The sequence below is a fragment of the Blautia sp. HA3515 genome, from assembly GCF_059933065.1.
The window spans coordinates 1-20,394 of the sequence record NZ_JAYFUY010000093.1 but is presented as its reverse complement, the minus strand read 5'-3'; the positions used below and the strand labels follow the sequence as shown (position 1 = coordinate 20,394).

Here is a 20,394-nt window from a genome sequence, read left to right as displayed (position 1 = left end):
TGAGTAATGAGATCAAACCGGTACTTCTGAAGATGCTTATGGATACGCTGAAGGAGTCGTTATGTTAGCGGACATCTCAAGTGTTGATGCAATCTATATCGTCTGTGGCAGAACAGATATGCGCAAGTCCATTGATGGATTGTGTGCAATCATCCAGGAACAGTTTTCGATGGAGATTGACCATGCACTTTTTCTTTTCTGCGGTCGTAAATGCGACCGTATCAAAGCTATTTTAAAAGAGCCTGACGGGATCGTTATGATCTACAAAAGACTGACCGCCCAGGGATCCTACCGATGGCCCAGAAATAAATCTGAAGTCCGGAATCTTACATGGCGGGAGTTCGACTGGCTGATGTCTGGCATTGATATTGAGCAGCCCAAAGCGATCAAGGCAACGTAAAAAAGATGCACATAAAACTCTTGTTTTTTGCTGTATTTTCGGCACTTTCAAGTTCTGGTAAATCCGCTGTTTTGCTGGGAAAAACCACTGTTTTCTGGTATAATGGAAACATCAGAAACAGGAGGGAAAAGCAGTGGCAGACAGTTCCAAAGATATCCAGCTCCGTGAGCTGAAGGACATGATAAACGATCTCAAAAAGATGATAAAAACACTTCAGGCAACTGTCGATGCTGCCAATAAACGGGAAGAGGCTCTCACCCAGGAGCGGGATAATCTGAAAGAAGAGATAGACCTTCTCCGTAAAAAACTGTTTGGCACCTCCAGCGAAAAAAGGACCCTCGATATTCCTGGCCAGTTAAACTTTTTCAATGAGGCGGAACTGGAACAGGATCCGAAAGCTGCAGAAGCAGAGGATCTTGAAGCAATTCTTCCGGAAAAAACAGCAAAAAATCGAAAAGCAAGAGCTACAGACGCGGAGCGTTTTAAGGGAGTTCCTGTTGAAAAAAAGTATCTGGGACTTTCTGAGAAAGAGAAACTCTGCCCTGTCTGTGGTACCCCGCTGAAAGAAATCGGGGAAGAGTTTGTCCGCCGGGAACTGGTTTTTGTACCGGCAAAACTGAAAGTATATGAATACTACAGTAAGAGCTATGAGTGCCCGCAGTGCAGGCTTCAGGATATTCCGGTTATCAAAAAAGGAAAAGATGGAAGAGCCCATATGCTTTATGGAATGGCTTCTGCTGGAACGGCTGCCTGGGTAATGTACCAGAAGTTTTGTAATGCTCTCCCATACTACCGTCAGGAAAAGGACTGGAAACAGTATGGCGTGGAGATCACCAGAGCTACTATGGCAAACTGGGTGATCCGGAATTCTGAAGCATTTTTTCTTCCTATGTACGAATACTTCCACAGGAAACTTCTGGAACGTGGATTCGCGATGGCAGATGAAACGCCACTTCAGGTTCTGCATGAACCCGGAACGCCGCGCACAGACCAAGTCGTATATGTGGCTGTTCCGCAGCGGTGAAGACGGAGGACCACCTATTATCCTCTATAAATACTCAGAGACCCGAGCCGGGGACAATGCCGTAGATTTTCTTCACGGCTTCAAGGGTTATCTGATGTGTGATGGCTATAGCGGATACAATAAAGTACCGGATGCCAAACGCACAGCCTGCTGGGCACACATCAGAAGATATCTGACAGATGCCATCCCTAAGGGAAAGGCGCTGGATTATACCCAGCCATCCGTACAGGGAATGCTGTACATTAACCAGCTCTTCCATCTGGAAGATGTGATCAGATCAAAGTATTCTTCCTTCGATGCTATTAAAAAGGTTCGCCTTGAAAAAGAAAAGCCGGTAGTAGAAGGCTTTTTGTCGTGGCTTGAACAGCAGAACCCTATCCGTGGAAGCAGAATGGATAAAGCTGTCACCTACATTCAGAACCGCCGCTCCTATCTGTCCACCTGATCTGGAAGACGGCCGCTGCAGTTTTTCTAATAATCTCAGTGAAAATGCGATTCGTCCATTTACAGTAGGCCGTAAAAACTGGCTGTTCTGTGACACACCAAACGGAGCCCAGGCCAGCGCTATCGTGTACACAATGGTAGAAATGGCAAAAGCCAATGGAGTAAACGTCTATCACTATCTTACCTATCTGCTGGAGAAACTGCCTGATGATAGGATGAGTAATGATGAATTAGAACTTCTGGCGCCATGGAACGAAACCGTCAAAGCTGAGATCGAACGTCGTGCAAACGAATCAAATCAATCATATGTGAATTGTCAAGGTGCTCCGGCTACGGAAAAGTAGTCGGGGATTTTTCTATCATACCTAAAAATTAAGCGCTTACGATTGCACTATGATGCGTCGAAGTTATACCATAAGTATAATGACAAACTAATGTTGCTGTGGTATTCTGTCGATAACAAAGAAAGAAAAACGGATCCGAAGCGATGGGTCTGGGAAAGGAAAAAAGAATGTTCACAGCTATTCGATCAAGCTATTTATATCTGGAAAGTTTGAAAAATGCAGCACTCGATTATGAAAAAGAGTGGGGCTTTAGCTTTGTGTATTCAGATAAGAATAAGCTTGAAGGGAATACTGTGGTGATGGATGTAGGCCTGTCGTAGGGACAGGAGAGGACAACCGGATACATAGATTTTGAACCGCTTATCTTGTGTGGATGCACATGGTAGGCGGTATTTTTTTGCAGATATAAGCCTAATTGGTAAGGCAGTGGTCTTGAAAACCACCAGTAGTCGGGTGACCGGCATTTCAGTTCGAGTCTGAATATCTGCGTTATGCTCCGTTAGCTCAATGGTAGAGCATCTGACTTTTAATCAGGGGGTTAGGGGTTCGAGTCCCCCGCGGGGCACTGTCCAATGTAAATATCACAGAAATGAGGTAAGAGAAGCATGGATTTAATTGAAATCAAAGGAAAAATAAATACAGCCATCTGCTATGCAAGAGTAGTAGAGGATGAAGCGATAGAACAAATCAGACGTATGTGTGATTATCCGATGACGGAAGGATCAAGAATAAGAATCATGCCTGATGTTCATTCCGGTAAAGGCTGCACTATTGGAACCACAATGACAATTACTGATAAGGCTGTTCCAAATGTAGTGGGGGTTGATATCGGATGCGGTATGTATACTGTGAACTTAGGCAAGGTTGATATTGATTTTGTAAAGGTTGATGAGGCTGCACATTTTATTCCATCGGGAATGAACGTGTGGGAAGGTCGCCAGGAGAGATTTGATTTGACAGAACTTGCTTGCTACAGAGAACTGAAGGACACAAAGAGATTAGAGCGTTCACTTGGAACCCTTGGTGGTGGTAACCACTTTATAGAGATAGATAAAGCCAATGATGGAACCAAATATCTTGTGATTCATTCAGGCTCACGTAATCTGGGTAAGCAGGTTGCAGAGCTTTATCAGAAGCTGGCAGCTTTGAGGAATAAAAACTTTTCGCAATAAAATAATTAAATTTCAAGCGGAGACTCCTTCAATGCGATAAAATATAGCTAACAAATTTTTCGCATTGGAGGACTTTACTCATGAGAAAGCGTGAAAAGAGGGAACGCAAAAAACAAGACCGTGGAATTGTAGATTTTATGATGGTTTCACATCATTTTTTTCACTCTTTACGAGACTGGCTTTTGGAAATGGATGATCCAAGAAACCAGAACTATACAACTTATACCCAGGCAGATCTGATATATATGGGCCTTTTGAAAAATGTATGTGCCCAGCATTCCATGCGGGAAATGGAAGAAAATTTTAATAAGGAAAACTGTATTGATACTCTGCGTATTCTGTCCGGAAACCAGAAATTGGAGGAAATGCCTCATTACGATACACTGAATTATTATCTTGAAAAACTTTCGCCCGAAGTTCTTTCAGGGGTAAGGAAAAAGATGATAACGAGCCTGATCCGTGGAAAACAGTTCAATAGAAACCGTCTCCTTGGAAAATACTGGAGGGTGATCCTGGACGGAACCGGGCTGTGCAATTTTAAAGAAAGGCATTGTGAAAACTGTTTATGTACAGTACGTGTAGATGAAAATGGAAAGAAAACAAAAATCTATTACCATAAGGTTCTGGAAGCAAAGATTGTGTTGAGTGAAAAAGTAGTGCTCAGCCTTGGAACTGAATTTATCGAAAACGAAAAAGAGGATGTGAGCAAACAGGACTGTGAGATAAATGCAGCAAAGCGGCTGCTCCTCAAAATAAAACAGGAATATCCAAGACTTCCAATCTGTATCCAGGGAGATGCACTTTATGCTACAGAACCATTTATGGAACTGTGTAGGAAAACCTATCACTGGGAGTATCTGTTTACCCAGAAAAGCACCCGACAGAGGAAGCTGGATGAGGGATTTGAATGGATAAAGACCGGGGATGATGCAGTAAGGCAGACAGGATTATGTGAGGAGCATGGAAGTGGATTTTTTGCAAACCACTTGGAAGAGCTGGCCGATAAGAAAGAAGTCATGAATGTATTTGAATATGAATATGAAACGAAAGATAAGGAAGAGAAAACCCAGAAGGTTCGATTTCAATGGGTGACGAGTCTTTTAGTGACCAGGAGGAATCTGGAAGAAATGATACTTGCAGGAAGAGGAAGATGGAAAATAGAAAACGAGGGATTTAACAACCAGAAAAACGGGATATACAGAATCGAACATCTTAATAGCCGAAACAGCAATGCGATGAAAAACCATTATCTGATGACGCAGATAGCAGATATCCTGATGCAGCTTTATCTGGCATGGAATCCATATGTAAAAGAATTAAAGCAGACAATAAAAAATACATCTTCAGGGTTACTGGAAAGTTTTCGAGGACTGACAGTAACGGAAGAAGATGTATCCTACATTTTGAGATACACAACAATGTATCTCGAATAGCAGGATTATTGTAACACAGGTGGTGGTTGAATGGAAGAGAAAACAACAAAATAGTTATCCACAAAACATAGAAAAAGGGATACGTCTAATTATACGATGTGTATAAGTATTGTAAAAAAGTGGATAATTAAAAAAATGTAAAAAAACTACTATGAAGAGAGAATGAACATAAATTTATTCCTCACCCCTGAACAGAATAAAAAATACTTGCATTTTAAAAACGCAGGCTGTATAATACACCAAAAGGCAAAGGCGCCGGAGAGACATTCTGCGCCTTTTTTCGTATTCAGAAGGGTATAAATGATTTATAAGGGCATCACTTGAATGCGACTGCATTACCTTTTGAAAAAACATGTCACGCTGATAAAGTTTTACTTGATTAAAGCATAGAAGCGTGGTATAATTTCAGAAAATGTACGAGAAGTAAAGACAAACGTCTTTGCTATAGGGACAAAAAGGAGGAGAATGAATTATGAAGAAAAAAATAGTATCCGTAATGATGACAGCTGTAGTAGCTGCAGCAACTGTATTTAGCGCAGCTGTACCTGCATTTGCAGCAGACACAGTAAAGATCGGTGTTTATGAGCCGGCATCCGGAGATAATGGAGCAGGTGGTAAGCAGGAAACACTTGGTATCCAGTATGCCAACAGCGAAACACCTACCGTTGAGATCGACGGCAAAGAATATAATGTGGAGCTTGATATTGTTGATAACGAATCCTCTACGGATAAAGGCCCTTCCGCAGCTTCCACACTGGTAAGTGACGGAGTATCCATTGTACTTGGCTCTTATGGTTCAGGAGTATCCATTGCAGCATCTGATATTTTCAAAGACGGCGGTGTTCCTGCAATGGGAGTTACCTGTACAAATCCACAGGTAACACAGGGCAATACCCATTACTTCAGGATCTGCTTCCTGGATCCATTCCAGGGTACTGTTCTTGCTAACTTTGCAAAAGACAAATTTGAAGCAAAGAAAGCATATGTTCTTACGAAGTTAGGAGATGATTATTCCGCAGGACTTGGACATTACTTTACAAAAGCTTTTGAAGATCTTGGCGGTGAGGTAGTTGAGGAAACCTTCCCGGATGGAAACAGTGATTTCACATCTTATATCACATCTGCTAAGAATGCAGGCGCAGACGTATTCTTTGCACCTACCTCTACAGAGGCAGCAGCACTGATCATTGAGCAGGCAGCAGCACAGGGACTGGATCTTCCCCTTCTTGCAGGTGACACCTGGGATTCTAATGTTATCCTGAAGGCCGCAGAAGGCAAGGATGTGCAGATATATGTAACAACCTTCTATCAGGAGGGCGGTAACGAAGATTTTGATAATGGTATGAAAGAATTTATCAATTCTGATTCCAAGAACCTGGCAAACAACGGTGGTGATGATACGATCGCAGCTGTATCTGCAATGGGTTATGATGCATATTATGTAGCGCTGGAAGCACTGAAGGCTGCAGGCTCCACTGATCCGGCCAAAGTAAACGAGGCACTGTGGGATGTGACTTATGAAGGTGTATGTGGAAAGGTTCAGTTTGATTCTGAAAACGGAGATGCACAGAGAGATACCGCATATGTAAAAACTGCCAACACAGAGACTGGAGCATGGGACTTTGTTGGTGAGCAGGGTGTAGAATAATAACTTCAGGACTTGATGAATTTGATAGCACAGGAGGCGGGGTACAAGTTCCCGCCTTTCCTGTGTTAAATGGAAAAATACTGTAACGAAAAAGGAGGATTCCTCTATGGAATGGTTCAATCAGAATCTGCCATATTTTCTGGCAGGCATTTCGTAGGCGGACAGTATGCCCTGATCGCCATTGGATACACAATGGTTTATGGTATTCTGCGTCTGATCAACTTTGCACATGGTGATATTTTTATGGTAGCAGGTCTGATCATGGTTTACTTATCAGCTTCACTGCCTATTTACATATCAATCCCCATTATGATCGTAGCCACTGTTATTATTGGTTTTCTTATTGAACGTGTTGCCTACAAGCCTCTTCGTCAGGCTCCCAGGATGTCGATCATGATTTCTGCTATCGGAGTTTCTATCTTCTCCAGAACCTGGCCCTTTATATTACAGGAGGCTTGGCACAGCAGTATCCGGCAATTCCGTGGATCAGTGACACAATTGAGATTTTCGGATCTGTTACAAAAAGAGTTACTGTGATCACACCTATCCTTACCATTGTTCTTGTTTTTGCACTGGTATTTCTGATCAAGAAAACAAAGATCGGTATGGCAATGCGTGCAGCATCTAAGGATTTTGAAACTTCCCAGCTTATGGGGATTAAGATCAATTCCGTGATCAGCATGACTTTTATTATTGGTTCATTTCTTGCGGCGGTTGCCAGTCTTCTGTATTTTTCCAATTATACAGGAGTTGTTCCCACATCTGGCGCTATGCCCGGACTGAAGGCCTTTGTTGCCGCTGTATTTGGTGGGATCGGCTCTATCCCAGGAGCCGTGATCGGAGCTTTTATCATTGGTATCTGCGAGAATATCATTAAAGGAATGGGTATGACCACCTTTTCGGATGCATTTACCTTTGCGTTGCTGATCGTTATTCTGATTGCCAAGCCAACAGGTCTGTTTGGTGAGAAAGTCACAGATAAAGTCTGAAAAGGAGGGGATATTATGACAAAGAAAAAAGAAACGATCATAAATGTTGCCCTGATTGCAGGACTGCTTGTGATTTTATACATTATGGAACAGCTGATGAATCCTACAGACATGATTTTTACAGTTCTGAAAAAAGGTGCTATTTACGCACTGGTAGCTGTATCCATGAACCTGTTAAACGGCTTTACAGGTCTGTTTTCCCTTGGGCAGGCAGGGTTCATGCTTCTGGGTGCATATACATACGGGATCCTTACCATTCCGGCAGAACAAAGAGAAAGCGTTTACCAGTATTTTGATGGCGGTATCGTACAGTTTGCAGTTCCTGTGGCTGTAGGTATCCTGGCTGCCGGTGTGGTTGCTGCTATTTTTGCATACCTGATCGGTCTTCCTGTACTTCGTCTGAAAAGTGATTATCTGGCAATTGCTACACTTGGTTTTGCCGAGATCATCCGTGCAGTGTTCCAGTGGGATAAGCTGGGACCACTTACCAATGGTTCCAACCTTTTGAGAAGCTATCCTACGTTCAAAAGTGTGCTGTTCCCGTTTATTGTATCAGGGATCTGTATTGCTGTGATCGTGATGCTGATCAATTCTACTTACGGAAGAGCATTTAAGGCCATTCGTGATGATGAGATAGCAGCAGAGGCTATGGGGATTAATCTTGCCCATCATAAAAGGATCGCTTTTACAGTCAGTTCCTTTTTTGCAGGGATTTCAGGTGCCCTTCTTGCCATGTACCAGACAACCATCCAGGCTTCCATGTTCAAGTCTGCAATGACATATGAGATCCTGCTGATCGTTGTGATCGGAGGTATTGGCTCTGTGACAGGAAGCTGCATCAGTTCCTTCCTGTTTATTACCTGCTCTGAGTGGATCCTTAGATTCCTGGATAATGATACTTATATTGGAAATTTCCATGTACCCCTTCTTCGGTCTGGTTTCCGAAAGGTTGTATTTTCTGTTATCATTATGATCATTGTACTTTTCTTCCGACAGGGAATCATGGGGACAAAAGAGTTTTCAGTGGCAGGGATCCGGAACTTTTTTGTGCGAAAATCCAATAAGGAAAAAGGGAGGAAACTCCAATGAGTGAACATGTGCTGAAAGTAGAAAATGCAACGATGCAGTTTGGCGGTGTGGTTGCAGTTGATAATATGAATATTGTTGTAGATAAAGGTGAGATCGTTTCCCTGATCGGTCCTAATGGTGCAGGGAAAACAACGGCTTTTAATGTGATCACCGGTGTTTATGCACCAACCAATGGGGCTGTATATTTTAATGGAAAGAAGATTATTGAAAATCATCCACAGGGTAAAATGAAGAAATTATACCAGGGACAAAATGCAGGCAAATATACTCATGTGCTTGCACCTACCCCGGATAAGATCACACAGCTTGGAATTGCAAGGACTTTCCAGAACATCCGCCTTTTTAAAAGCCAGACAGTATTTGAGAACATTCTCATTGCAAAGCATTTGAGAAGGACCAGTAATCTTTTTACTGCCACTTTCCACCTGAACGGAAAAGAAGAGCAAAAGATGCGGGAGGATGCAGATCATCTGCTGGAAATCGTAGGCTTAAAAGATGAGAGGAATGAGATGGCTACCTCTCTTCCCTATGGAAAACAGAGAAGACTGGAAATTGCCAGGGCGCTGGCTACCAATCCAAGCCTGCTTCTTCTGGATGAGCCTGCAGCAGGTATGAACCCGCAGGAAACTGATGAACTGACGGCGTTTATAGGAGAAATCCGTGATAATTTCGGACTTACCATTTTTATGATCGAGCATCACATGGATCTGGTTATGGAGATTTCCGACAGAATTTATGTGCTCGACTTTGGAAAGCCTATTGCTGAAGGCGTTCCGGAAGAGATTCAGAATAATCAGCGGGTAATTGATGCTTACCTGGGAGGTGCAGCAGATGAGTAATGTACTGGAAGTAAAAGGACTGTGTGTTTCCTATGGAGGCATTCAGGCAGTAAAAGATATCAGCTTTGTAGTTCCGAAAGGTGAAGTAGTTACACTGATCGGAGCCAACGGTGCAGGGAAAAGCTCTACACTTCGTTCTATTGTAGGCCTTGTGAAGCCTACCCTTGGCAGTATTCTTCTTAAAGGAAAGGAAATCGCCGGAAAAACACCGGAAAGTATTGTATCCCAGGGGATTACCCTTGTTCCGGAAGGCAGAAGGGTTTTCGCTGACTTGACGGTGCTTGAGAATCTGAAGGTTGGAGCTTACCTTAGAAAGGATAGCCTGGATGAAGACATCCGCTGGTGTTATGACCTGTTTCCAAGACTGAAAGAAAGAAGCTGGCAGCTGGCAGGTACCCTTTCAGGAGGAGAGCAGCAGATGCTTGCTATTGCAAGGGCACTGATGAGCCGCCCGGATGTGATCATGATGGATGAGCCATCCCTTGGACTGGCGCCAATTGTTGTACGTGGAGTGTTTGATATTATCCGAGAGATTAACCGTCAGGGTAAGACAATCCTTCTGGTGGAGCAGAATGCGAACATGGCATTAAATGCAGCACATCATGGGTACGTTATGGAGACAGGACGGATCACGTTGTCAGGAACCGGCAAGGAACTGTCTGAGAATGATTCCGTAAAGGCTGCTTATCTTGGAAAAGCAAGAAAATGATGTAAAAAGATAATGCAAATGAAATAATGCAAAAAGACAATGCAAGTAAAATAATGCAAGTAAAATAATGTTACGATAAGAATGCCGGGAAAATAATCCCGGCATTAATCGTTATGAAGTGCATAAGAAATATTAAGGATGCAGCAGATGCGCAGGAGCGGATCACAGGATCTTTGTGGTCCACTTGCTGCAGTCCCATACCTGGGAAACAATATCCTGGTAGAATTCCGGCTCATGACAGATAAGCAGGATACTTCCCCGATATTCAAGAAGGCTCTGTTTCAGTGCTTCTTTTGCGTCCACATCCAGATGATTGGTAGGCTCGTCAAGAAGCAGTACATTGGTTTCTTTATTGACAAGCTTGCACAGACGGACCTTTGCCTGTTCTCCTCCGCTGAGTACACGAACCTGACTTTCAATGTGTTTGGTGGTAAGTCCGCATTTGGCCAGTGCAGAACGCACTTCATACTGGGTATAGGACGGAAATTCTGCCCAGATCTCATCAATGCAGGTGGTTTTATTGTCGCCCTTTACTTCCTGTTCAAAGTATCCGATCTGCAGGTTGTCTCCTAATTCGCAGGAACCGGAAAGTGCCGGGATCAGACCAAGGATACTTTTTAAAAGTGTAGTTTTACCGATTCCGTTAGCACCGGTAAGAGCGATTTTATGTCCTCTTTCCATAGAAATGGTAAGGGGCTTGGATAAGGGTTCGTCGTATCCGATCACAAGGTCTTTGGTTTCAAAAATATATTTACCTGGTGTGCGTCCTGCTTTAAAGTGAAATTCCGGCTTGGGTTTTTCGGCAGCAAGCTGAATAAGATCCATTTTATCCAGCTTTTTCTGCCTGGACATGGCCATATTTCTGGTGGCCACTCTTGCTTTATTCCTGGCAACAAAATCCTTAAGCTCGCTGATTTCCTGCTGCTGTTTCCGGTAAGCAGCTTCCAGCTGGGCTTTTTTTACTTCATATACTTCTTGGAAATGGGTATAATCTCCAACATAACGGTTCAGTTCCTGATTTTCCATATGATAAACAAGATTGATCACCTCATTCAGGAAAGGGATGTCATGGGAGATCAGGATAAAAGCATTTTCATAATCCTGAAGGTAGCGCTTCAGCCAGGCAATGTGCTCTACATCCAGATAGTTGGTAGGCTCGTCAAGGAGCAGGATATCCGGTTTTTCCAGAAGGAGCTTGGCAAGCAGAACTTTTGTACGCTGACCGCCGCTAAGATCCGTTACATCCCGGTCAAGGCCAAGATCCAGAAGCCCAAGTGCCCGGGCAACTTCCTCAACCTTTGCATCTATTACGTAAAAATCATGAAGAGTCAGGGTATCCTGGATAGTACCAAGCTCTTCCATCAGATTCTCCATTTCTTCCGGAGACGCATCCCCAAGCTGATCACAGATACTGTTCATTCGTTCTTCCATCTGGAAAAGCCAGGAAAATGCAGATTTTAATACATCTTCAATGGTCATTCCTGCCAAAAGCACAGAGTGCTGGTCCAGATAACCGATCCGTACATTTTTGGACCATTCTATCTTACCTTCATCAGGCATCAGTTTTCCTGTAACAATATTGAAAAAAGTAGATTTGCCCTCGCCGTTAGCACCTACAAGGCCGATGTGCTCCCCTTTTAATAGGCGGAAGGACACATCATGAAAGATGGCTCTGTCTCCAAAACCATGGGTCAGATGTTCTACGTTTAGTATACTCATAAAATGAAACTCCTTTGTATTTGTACCAATGTGCCTGTCCCAAAAGCATTATGCTTCGGAAAGAGAAGAAATATCCGGAACAGCCATCAGAGAATAGTTGGTATAATATACCACAAATCCTGGTTTTGCGCCAGCTGGTTTTTTTACATTTTTCTTTTGCAGGTAATCGATTTCTACTTTAGGGGCAGTACGACCCTGAGAATAATAGGCGGCCAGACTGCCGGCTTCTTCAAAGGTGCGGTCAGGAAGAGTACCATCCTTTGTCTTGACTACTACGTGGGAACCTGGCATTTTCTTTGCATGGAACCACCAGTCGTTTCCGGATGCGAATTTGAAAGTCAGTTCATCATTCTGATAATTGTTCTTTCCCACATAGATGTCATACCCGTCACTGGATATGTAATGGAAGGGCTTGGATTTTGTCTGCATTTTGGCACCTTTTTTGGAGGTATAATGCTTTTTGACATAACCAAATTCTGTCAGTTCCTCTTTGATCTGAGACAGATCACTTTCCTCGCGGGCAATATCCAATGCATTGGAAATAGATTCCAGATGCTGGATCTCTTCGGTGGTTTCCTTGATCTGTTCTTCAAGTGCTTCCTGGGTGCGTTTCAGTTTCTGGTACCGGTCAAAATACTTTTTGGAATTTTCCTGAGGGGTAAGCTGAGGATCCAAAGGAATGGTGATCTCCTCATTGGTATAGTAATTCAAAGCTTTAAATGATTTTACACCTTCTTTCAGACCATAACCATAGGTGTTGATCAGTTCGCCATATACCTTGTATTTATCTTTTTTCTCAGTATCCTTCATCTGTTTTTGCTGAAGCATCAGCTTTTTGCGGTTACGTTCCAGGGCTGTCTGGACGATCCTGCGAAGATCAGCAGATTTCTGACGGATCCTTGTGATCAGATCCCTGGAGGCATAGTAGGTTTCCAGCATCTGGGAAACGCTGTCAAAGGATACACTGTGGTATTCCGGACCATATTGCTGGAAATCCAGCACTCCGTATTCCACAGGCTCATCTCCCCGGAAAATAATATTAGGGGTAAAACCGCCTTCTTTTACCTGCTCCATGATCCTTGCAAAGGTATGGTAAAGATGAGTGCGCGCAGCTTCGTTAAGAGACTGCATGGAATCATTTCCGTCAATAGATGCACGGAAGCAGACTTCCTGAGCCATAACAGGACTGATCCCTGTAAGGGATGAATAAATGGCTTTGGCTGCCGGAAGTGGCTTTTGGCAGATGACAGATATAAATTCTTCTTCTGTGATGGTAAGCGGATCCAGCTTGTCCTGGGTTTTGGGAATAAAGTATTCACGGCCTGGAAGGACTTCACGGACAGAGCTCATATTGGAAGAAACATGTTTGATGCTGTCCAGGATCATCCCCTTGTCATCGCAGAAGATCAGGTTGCTGTGTTTGCCCATAAGCTCCATGATCAGTATTTTATGGCATACATCTCCTAATTCATTTAAGTGTTCCAGGTGGAACTGTACTACACGCTCCATGCCGGGCTGTGTAATATCTGTGATCCGCGCACTGCCGATATGCTTCCGTAAAAGCATGCAGAAATTGGGAGCAGTAAGTGGGCTGATCCGGTTCTTAGATGTAAAGTAAAGCAGAGGCAGGGATGGGGAAGCGGAGAGCAGCAGCCGCTTCTGGCCATCCTGGCCTCTGGCTGTGAGCAGCAGTTCGTCGCTTTCAGGCTGGGCGATTTTGTTGATCCTGCCGCCTTTCAGGCTGGTGTTCAGTTCTTTTACCATTGCTGCAATGGTGATGCCGTCAAATGCCATATGAAAAACTCCTTTCAGAGGGAATAAAATCAAAAACAAAAGTAAGTGTACCTCGCAAAGCTTCCAACAGCCTTAATGCTTTGTTTGTGCACTATATAAAGTAAGTGTACCTCGCAAATCAGAGATTTGCTCGGTCGCGACTGCGTCGCATATACAAACAAATCCTTAAGTCTTTATGGAAGCAAGCTTCCAACAGCCTTAATGCTTTGTTTGTGCACTTACTTTAGTATACACGTAAAAAAAGGGTTTGACTAGGGTTATTGAATGAATTATAATAAATCTATATGTTCGGAGGAAGAAAAGAAAGACAATGATAAAAAGCATGACTGGCTTCGGACGTGCCGAAGTTATCACGAAAGAAAGAAAAATAACTGTTGAGTTAAAATCTGTAAACCACAGATATCTTGACCTGAGTATAAAGATGCCCAGAAAGCTTAGCTTTTTGGAGAGTACTGTGCGAAATCTTCTGAAGAAATATATTCAGAGGGGCAAGGTAGATGTATTTATTTCTTATGAAGATTATACCTTAAGCCAGGGATCCTTAAAGTATAACAGAGAACTGGCAGCAGAATATCTTGGCTATCTGAAAGAAATGGCACAGGATTTTGGTCTGGACTACGACATGAAGGTGTCCCTGCTTTCCAGATATCCGGACGTTTTTACCATGGAAGAGCAGTCGCTGGATGAAGAGGAATTATGGAACTGTCTTGAACAGCCCCTTGTGGAGGCCTGCGGGAAGTTTGTTGCAGCCAGGGAGCGTGAGGGCGAGCACCTGAAAAATGATCTGGTCTTGAAGCTGCAGGGGCTGGATGAGAAGGTGACTATGGTAGAGCAGCGATCCCCTCTTGTGGTAGATGCTTACAAAGAGAAACTGGAGGCTAAGGTTCATGAACTTCTGGCAGATACTCAGTTTGATGATGCCAGGATCGCAGCTGAGGTCGTGATGTTTTCTGATAAGATCTGTAATGATGAAGAAACAGTACGGCTTCACAGCCATATTGCCGGAATGAGGAAGATGCTGGAAGAGTCCGAAGGCATTGGACGTAAGCTGGATTTTATGGCACAGGAGATGAACCGGGAAGCCAACACTATTCTTTCCAAGTCCAGTGATCTTGTGATTTCAGATATTGCTATTGATCTGAAGACAGAGATCGAAAAGATCCGTGAGCAGATTCAGAACATTGAATAAAGGACCCGGAGATTTGTTTTATGGCAAAATTAATTAATATTGGTTTTGGTAATGTGGTAAATTCCCAGAAGATCGTTGCAGTTGTAAGCCCGGATGCGGCACCTGTGAAGCGGATGGTGCAGAGTATCAAAGGCACCCGTTCACTGATCGATGCCACACAGGGACGAAAGACAAAAGCAGTGATCATCACATCGGATGATTACCTTGTATTGTCGGCATTGCAGCCGGATACCATTGCCAGAAGATTTGCAGAAGTATATGAATATGAAAGCAGGGGAGAGAACCATGAGTAAAGGGATACTTGTTGTAGTATCTGGATTTTCAGGTGCCGGGAAAGGCACTGTAATGAAACGTCTGATGGAAAAATATGACAATTATGCATTGTCTGTTTCCGTTACCACCAGGTCCCCCAGACCTGGGAGAGCAAGATGGAAAAGAATATTTCTTCCGTACAAGGGAAGAATTTGAGGAGCTGATCCAAAAGGACGCCCTCATTGAATATGCCCAGTATGTAAAGAATTATTACGGGACGCCCCGTGCTTATGTAGAAGAACAGTTAAATGCAGGTAAGGATGTGATCCTTGAGATCGAGATCCAGGGAGCACGCAAAATCAAAGCAAAGAATCCGGAAGCATTGCTGATCTTTATTGCACCTCCATCTATGGCAGAACTGAAAAGCCGTCTTGTTGGCAGAGGCACAGAGACACCCCAGGTGATCGAGAGCCGTCTTCACAGGGCAGCAGAAGAATCCCAGGGCGTGGAGGAATATGATTATCTTCTTTTAAATGATGATCTGGAAATCTGTGTGGATGAACTTCACAGGATCATCCAGAGCGAACACAGCCGGATCAGCCGGAATCTTGGTTTTATCCAGGAACTTCGTAAGGAAGCCAGTCAGCTGGGCTGACAAAAGCGCATGTGATAAGATAAGGTCACAGGCCGTATACGCATTACAGGTGTGAAAGGTTTGAACCTGTCCGGACTATATCAGGGCAGGAGAATGACTTTACAATATAAAATTATAAAAAGGAGCAGGATAGATATGATTCATCCATCTTATTCAGAATTAATCGAGGCAATCAATACAAATAACGAAGACGACGACGAGAGCATGGTACTGAACAGCCGTTATTCTCTGGTACTTGCTACCAGCAAGCGTGCACGCCAGCTGATCGCCGGATCCAAGCCGCTTGTAGAAGGCGCAGCCGGAAAGAAGCCTCTGGCCATTGCTATTGATGAGCTTTACAAAGGAAAAGTAAAGATCCTTCCTGGCAAGCATGAGGATGAGGAAGAAACAGCTGCAGCAGAAGAAACAGCAACAGCAGAAGAGACAGCAACTAAGACAGCTGCAGATACATCAAATGAGGAGAATACTGCTTCTGCAGAGGAGTCTTTGTCAGAAGAGGCATGATTATATGAAATTATTATTTGTTTCCCTGGGATGTGACAAGAATCTGGTGGACTCAGAAGAAATGCTGGGGCTGCTCACCAGGAATGGTCATGAGATCATTGACGATGAGACAAAGGCAGATGCGATTATTGTAAATACCTGCTGTTTTATCGGGGATGCCAAAGAGGAAAGTGTGAATACGATCCTTGAAATGGCAGAATACAAGAAAGCCGGTTCCTGTAAAGCCTTGATCGTTACCGGATGTATGGCTCAGCGCTATAAAGAAGAAATCATTCAGGAGATTCCGGAGGTAGACGCCGTTCTTGGTACTACTTCTTATGGGGAGATCCTGAAGGCCATGGAAGCCGCAGAAGCCGGAAAACATTTCCAGGAATTTAAAGACATTGACTATCTGCCGGAAGATCTGGGCAGGCGTGTGCTTACTACAGGCGGTCATTATGGATATCTGAAGATCGCAGAAGGCTGTGACAAGCACTGCACTTACTGCATTATCCCTAAATTGCGTGGCAGGTACCGCAGTGTTCCTATGGAACGCCTTCTTAAGCAGGCTATGGATATGGCGGAGCAGGGTGTGAAGGAACTGATCCTTGTAGCCCAGGAGACTACAGTATATGGTAAGGATCTTTATGGTAAGAAATCTCTTCATATCCTTTTGAAAGAGCTTTGCAAGATTCAGGGGATCCGATGGATACGTATTTTGTATTGTTATCCGGAAGAGATTTATGATGAGCTGATCCAGGTAATGAAGGAAGAAGAAAAGATCTGTAACTATCTTGATCTTCCGATCCAGCATGCCAGCGATCCTGTTTTGAAAAGAATGGGCCGCAGGACAACAAAAGCAGAATTGGTGGAGATCATAGAGAAGCTTCGCCGGGAGATTCCAGATATTATCCTTCGTACCACGCTGATCACCGGATTCCCGGGAGAGACAGAAGAAGACCATCAGGAACTGATGGATTTTGTGGATCAGATGGAATTTGACCGTCTGGGTGTTTTCACTTACTCTCAGGAAGAAGATACACCAGCTGCCTCCATGGAGGGACAGATTCCTGAAGAATTAAAGGAAGAAAGAAAAGATCAGCTGATGGAGCTTCAGCAGGAGATATCCCTGGAAAAGGGCCAGCAAAGGGTCGGGCAGGTAGTATCTGTGATGATCGAAGGTCAGATTTCAGGAGAAAGTGCTTATATAGGCAGGACTTATGGAGATGCACCAAAGGTAGATGGCTATATTTTTGTACAGACAGGAGAGCTTCTGGTGACAGGAGATTTTGTGAATGTACGGATCACCGGTGCATTGGAATATGACTTGATAGGAGAATTGGAAGATGAATATGCCGAATAAACTTACGGTTGCAAGAATGATCATGGTGCCGTTTTTTGTTCTGTTCAGCCTTACAGGCTGGGGTGGTGCTGCGAACCGCTATATCTGTCTTGTTATTTTTGTAGGAGCCAGCATTACGGACTGGTTGGACGGTCATCTTGCAAGAAAGAATAATCTTGTTACGAATTTTGGAAAGTTTATGGATCCTTTGGCTGATAAGCTTCTGGTCTGCTCTTCCCTGATCTGTATGGTGGAGTTGAACCGTCTGGAGGCCTGGATCGTGATCATCATCATTGCCAGGGAATTTATTATCAGTGGGTTCCGTCTGATCGCAGCGGAGAACGGAGTAGTGATCGCAGCCAATTACTGGGGCAAATTCAAGACAACCGCTCAGATGATCATGATCATTTTATTGATCCTGAACTATGATGGTATCTTTCACATCCTTGCCCGTGGTTTTGTATGGATCTCACTGGCATTGACGATTATCTCACTGTTGACTTACATTATGGAGAATAAAAACGTATTATCCATGCAGGAATAATAACTGCGAAAGGGAAAAATATGATTGCAGAGATTGTAACGGTAGGGACAGAGATATTGCTTGGTAATATTGTGAATACCAACAGTGCATATCTGGCAGTGGAATGTGCGAACCTTGGTCTGACTGTATATTACCAGAGTGTGGTAGGAGACAATGAAGAACGGATGAAGGCAGTGATCCGTACGGCACTGGACCGGTCTGATGTTGTGATCCTTACCGGCGGCCTTGGACCTACAGAGGATGACCTTACCCAAAGAGGTAACAGCTGAAGTGATGGGGATGCCTCTTGTTGAGGATGTACATTCCAGGGAGCGCATTGAGCGCTATATGAAAGAATATAAGAAAAATAATTCACAGCGCCGCATCACATCGAATAACTATAAGCAGGCACTTGTTTCCGGAAGGGGCACTTGTTCTGGATAATCACAACGGGACAGCTGCGCGGGGCTGATCCTTGAGAAGGATGGAAAGATTGCCATTCTTCTTCGCAGGACCTCCGGTAGAATTAAAGCCTATGTTTACAGAGGAGGTTTATCCTTATCTCCGCAAAAAACAGCCGGAAATCATTTACTCCCAGGTAGTGAAGATCTGTGGGATTGGCGAGAGCCAGGTGGCAGAGGATATTCAGGATATGATCCAGGCACAGACCAATCCTACCATTGCACCTTATGCAAAAGTAGGTGAAGTACATTTGCGGATCACTGCAAAGGCATCAGATGAGAAGGAAGGCAAAAAGCTGATCAAGCCTGTTGTAAGGGAACTGAAACGCAGGTTTGGCAGGAATATATTTGCAACTGAGGCAGAGAAAACACTGGAAGAAGCGGTAGTAGATATGCTTCGTGACCAGCAGCTCACACTTGCATTGGCAGAGTCCTGCACAGGTGGAGAGATTGCAGCCAGGATCGTGAATGTGCCAGGTGCATCCCAGGTATTTACCCATGGCTTTGTCACATACAGTAATCGTGCCAAGAGAAAATGCCTTGGTGTAAAGAAAGCCACACTGAAGCTGGAAGGTGCTGTTTCAGCCAAATGTGCAAAGGAAATGGCAAAGGGAGGATGTAATGCGGCAGAAGCTGACATCTGCCTTTCCATTACAGGACTGGCAGGTCCTGACGGAGGCACAAAGGAAACACCTGTGGGCACTGTATTTATGGGCTGTTGTTATAATGGCAAGGTTGTTACACGGGAGTTCCATTTCACAGGGAACCGCACCAAGATCCGACAGCAGGCAACTGCACATGCCCTTGCTTTTTTACGTGAATGCATGATGGAAGGTATTTCAAAATCAGAATAAAACGATTCAGCCATGAACATCAGGAATTGGTTCATGGCTGTTTTTGTACTCATTTTATCATTTTCATAAGTTGTATTACCTGATCCAGTTTCCGGGTTTCTTCCGGGCTTTTTCCCATTTTTAGTACTTGTATGATGGTATCAATCTCATTATCTGAAAAATTCATACCTGCCTGCTTTCCCCGGGCAGCTGCACTCATGATGTAAGGCAGCATCTGGGAAGGGCTTTTCCCTGCTCCCTGCATGGCCAGTTGGGAAAGCATATCTAATTTTCCACGGTCCAATTGTGACAGTTTAGGGTTGTCTTTCCAGTTTTGATCCATTTAAAACCTCCTGAAATAGGGTTGGATTGTGGAAGTGCATGGCACGAAACAATCCGTAGATATCATAGTTTGTGGCTTTTACTCCCAACATCATTTTATGATTTTATTATTAAAATATGACAGGACAGCGGCCTGTGACATAAACTGATAGAAAGAATGAAAGCAGGTGATCGGCATGGAAAAGAAAGAGAATGGCAGTCAAAGAATAATTCTTGATGGAACTGCCTTTTATGAAATAGATCTGGAATGTGTGGAACGAAAAAGAAAGGAGCAGGAGAAACGGGAAAAAGAGAGAAACAGACAGACAAAAGGGGCGCATTAAGCGCCCCAAAGCCAGGATGATCAGCATCCACATCCACATCCGCCATAGCCTGACAGAAGCAAAAGGACAATGATCAGCCAACTGCAGTCATTACTGCCGCAGCCATTGCAGTTGTTTCCATAACCATTGCATCCGCTAAGGCAAAGGATGATGATGAGCCAGAGTATGCAATTACAGTTCCCGTTGCTCAGGTTGTTGAAGCCCAGGCATCCATTGTTGCCGCATCCGCATCCATTGTTGCCGCATCCACATCCGTTGTTGCTGCATCCGCATCCGCTGTCACATCCACATCCGCATCCCGGATCTTTCCTCAGAACATCCACAGTTGGCAGCTGCTAAATCACTCATGTTAAAATCCTCCAGAAATTGTTTACACTTCATCTTATG

The 20,394-nt window shown here is 43.9% G+C and carries 17 protein-coding genes, 2 tRNA genes and 5 pseudogenes; 20 read left to right on the top strand and 4 right to left on the bottom strand.

Features of this window, described 5'->3' with window-relative positions:
• The first annotated feature begins 61 nt into the window (after positions 1-61).
• The 12 genes and pseudogenes from tnpB (at position 62) to R1Y93_RS08215 (ending at position 10,091) form a co-directional block, all read left to right on the top strand.
• Positions 62-400 (top strand): IS66 family insertion sequence element accessory protein TnpB, encoded by a 339-nt coding sequence (tnpB, locus tag R1Y93_RS08270; RefSeq protein WP_117689872.1) that lies wholly within the window; start codon positions 62-64, stop codon positions 398-400.
• Positions 401-533: 133 nt separating this feature from the next.
• Positions 534-2,212 (top strand): annotated as a pseudogene (gene tnpC, locus R1Y93_RS08265) (IS66 family transposase).
• A gap of 143 nt (positions 2,213-2,355) precedes the next feature.
• The gene (locus R1Y93_RS08260) at positions 2,356-2,532 is read left to right on the top strand and encodes a hypothetical protein (RefSeq protein WP_500822438.1); all 177 of its coding nucleotides are present in this window, start codon (positions 2,356-2,358) and stop codon (positions 2,530-2,532) included.
• Between the two features lie 79 nt (positions 2,533-2,611).
• Positions 2,612-2,701, top strand: a tRNA-Ser gene (locus R1Y93_RS08255).
• A 4-nt stretch (positions 2,702-2,705) separates the two neighbouring features.
• Positions 2,706-2,777, top strand: a tRNA-Lys gene (locus tag R1Y93_RS08250).
• A gap of 40 nt (positions 2,778-2,817) precedes the next feature.
• A pseudogene (locus tag R1Y93_RS08245) lies at positions 2,818-3,354 on the top strand (RtcB family protein); the annotation flags it as partial.
• A 110-nt stretch (positions 3,355-3,464) separates the two neighbouring features.
• Positions 3,465-4,817: a transposase family protein gene (locus R1Y93_RS08240; protein ID WP_500822437.1), complete on the top strand. Its 1,353-nt coding sequence runs from the start codon at positions 3,465-3,467 to the stop codon at positions 4,815-4,817.
• 472 nt (positions 4,818-5,289) lie between these two features.
• Positions 5,290-6,465, top strand: a complete 1,176-nt coding sequence (locus R1Y93_RS08235; protein WP_500822436.1) for an ABC transporter substrate-binding protein — start codon at positions 5,290-5,292, stop codon at positions 6,463-6,465.
• Positions 6,466-6,571: 106 nt separating this feature from the next.
• A pseudogene (locus R1Y93_RS08230) lies at positions 6,572-7,454 on the top strand (branched-chain amino acid ABC transporter permease).
• Between the two features lie 15 nt (positions 7,455-7,469).
• Positions 7,470-8,543, top strand: coding sequence for a branched-chain amino acid ABC transporter permease (locus tag R1Y93_RS08225; protein WP_500822434.1), 1,074 nt, complete (start codon positions 7,470-7,472; stop codon positions 8,541-8,543).
• Positions 8,540-9,382: an ABC transporter ATP-binding protein gene (locus tag R1Y93_RS08220; protein WP_500822433.1), complete on the top strand. Its 843-nt coding sequence runs from the start codon at positions 8,540-8,542 to the stop codon at positions 9,380-9,382. The genes R1Y93_RS08225 and R1Y93_RS08220 overlap by 4 nt, the downstream gene beginning before the upstream one ends.
• Complete coding sequence (locus R1Y93_RS08215; RefSeq protein ID WP_500822431.1) at positions 9,375-10,091, top strand: ABC transporter ATP-binding protein; 717 nt, start codon at positions 9,375-9,377, stop codon at positions 10,089-10,091. The genes R1Y93_RS08220 and R1Y93_RS08215 overlap by 8 nt, the downstream gene beginning before the upstream one ends.
• A 162-nt stretch (positions 10,092-10,253) precedes the next feature.
• Here R1Y93_RS08215 and R1Y93_RS08210 read toward each other — a convergent pair whose 3' ends face one another.
• Positions 10,254-11,810 carry an ABC-F family ATP-binding cassette domain-containing protein gene (locus R1Y93_RS08210; protein ID WP_500822430.1) on the bottom strand — a complete coding sequence of 519 codons (1,557 nt, stop codon included), beginning with the start codon at positions 11,808-11,810 and terminating at the stop codon, positions 10,254-10,256.
• Between the two features lie 48 nt (positions 11,811-11,858).
• On the bottom strand, positions 11,859-13,604 hold the full coding sequence (locus R1Y93_RS08205; RefSeq protein WP_500822429.1) for an Rqc2 family fibronectin-binding protein: 1,746 nt from the start codon (positions 13,602-13,604) through the stop codon (positions 11,859-11,861).
• 310 nt (positions 13,605-13,914) lie between these two features.
• Here R1Y93_RS08205 and R1Y93_RS08200 point away from each other — a divergent pair, with 310 nt between their 5' ends.
• The 7 genes and pseudogenes from R1Y93_RS08200 to R1Y93_RS08170 all read left to right on the top strand — a co-directional run bounded on the left by R1Y93_RS08200 (position 13,915) and on the right by R1Y93_RS08170 (position 19,363).
• Entirely contained in the window at positions 13,915-14,793 is an 879-nt protein-coding gene (locus tag R1Y93_RS08200) for a YicC/YloC family endoribonuclease (RefSeq protein WP_500822428.1), read from the top strand.
• A 20-nt stretch (positions 14,794-14,813) separates the two neighbouring features.
• Positions 14,814-15,086 carry a DUF370 domain-containing protein gene (locus R1Y93_RS08195; RefSeq protein WP_158420318.1) on the top strand — a complete coding sequence of 91 codons (273 nt, stop codon included), beginning with the start codon at positions 14,814-14,816 and terminating at the stop codon, positions 15,084-15,086.
• Positions 15,079-15,700 (top strand): annotated as a pseudogene (gmk, locus tag R1Y93_RS08190) (guanylate kinase). The gene R1Y93_RS08195 and the pseudogene gmk overlap by 8 nt, the downstream one beginning before the upstream one ends.
• 135 nt (positions 15,701-15,835) lie before the next feature.
• Positions 15,836-16,204 carry a DNA-directed RNA polymerase subunit omega gene (gene rpoZ / locus R1Y93_RS08185; RefSeq protein ID WP_500822427.1) on the top strand — a complete coding sequence of 123 codons (369 nt, stop codon included), beginning with the start codon at positions 15,836-15,838 and terminating at the stop codon, positions 16,202-16,204.
• A gap of 4 nt (positions 16,205-16,208) precedes the next feature.
• Positions 16,209-17,546 (top strand): 30S ribosomal protein S12 methylthiotransferase RimO, encoded by a 1,338-nt coding sequence (rimO, locus tag R1Y93_RS08180; protein WP_500822425.1) that lies wholly within the window; start codon positions 16,209-16,211, stop codon positions 17,544-17,546.
• The gene (pgsA, locus tag R1Y93_RS08175; RefSeq protein WP_500822424.1) at positions 17,530-18,069 is read left to right on the top strand and encodes a CDP-diacylglycerol--glycerol-3-phosphate 3-phosphatidyltransferase; all 540 of its coding nucleotides are present in this window, start codon (positions 17,530-17,532) and stop codon (positions 18,067-18,069) included. The genes rimO and pgsA overlap by 17 nt, the downstream gene beginning before the upstream one ends.
• 20 nt (positions 18,070-18,089) lie before the next feature.
• Positions 18,090-19,363, top strand: a pseudogene (locus R1Y93_RS08170) (competence/damage-inducible protein A).
• 49 nt (positions 19,364-19,412) lie between these two features.
• On the opposite strand, the gene R1Y93_RS08165 reads toward R1Y93_RS08170, so the two are convergent.
• On the bottom strand, positions 19,413-19,685 hold the full coding sequence (locus R1Y93_RS08165) for a hypothetical protein (protein ID WP_500822422.1): 273 nt from the start codon (positions 19,683-19,685) through the stop codon (positions 19,413-19,415).
• 175 nt (positions 19,686-19,860) lie between these two features.
• Between R1Y93_RS08165 and R1Y93_RS08160 the strand changes: the two genes are divergently transcribed.
• Positions 19,861-20,007 carry a hypothetical protein gene (locus R1Y93_RS08160; RefSeq protein ID WP_500822420.1) on the top strand — a complete coding sequence of 49 codons (147 nt, stop codon included), beginning with the start codon at positions 19,861-19,863 and terminating at the stop codon, positions 20,005-20,007.
• 20 nt (positions 20,008-20,027) lie between these two features.
• Here the strand turns inward: R1Y93_RS08160 and R1Y93_RS08155 are convergent, their stop codons facing one another.
• Positions 20,028-20,330, bottom strand: coding sequence for a hypothetical protein (locus tag R1Y93_RS08155; protein ID WP_500822419.1), 303 nt, complete (start codon positions 20,328-20,330; stop codon positions 20,028-20,030).
• Between the last annotated feature and the right edge of the window lie 64 nt (positions 20,331-20,394).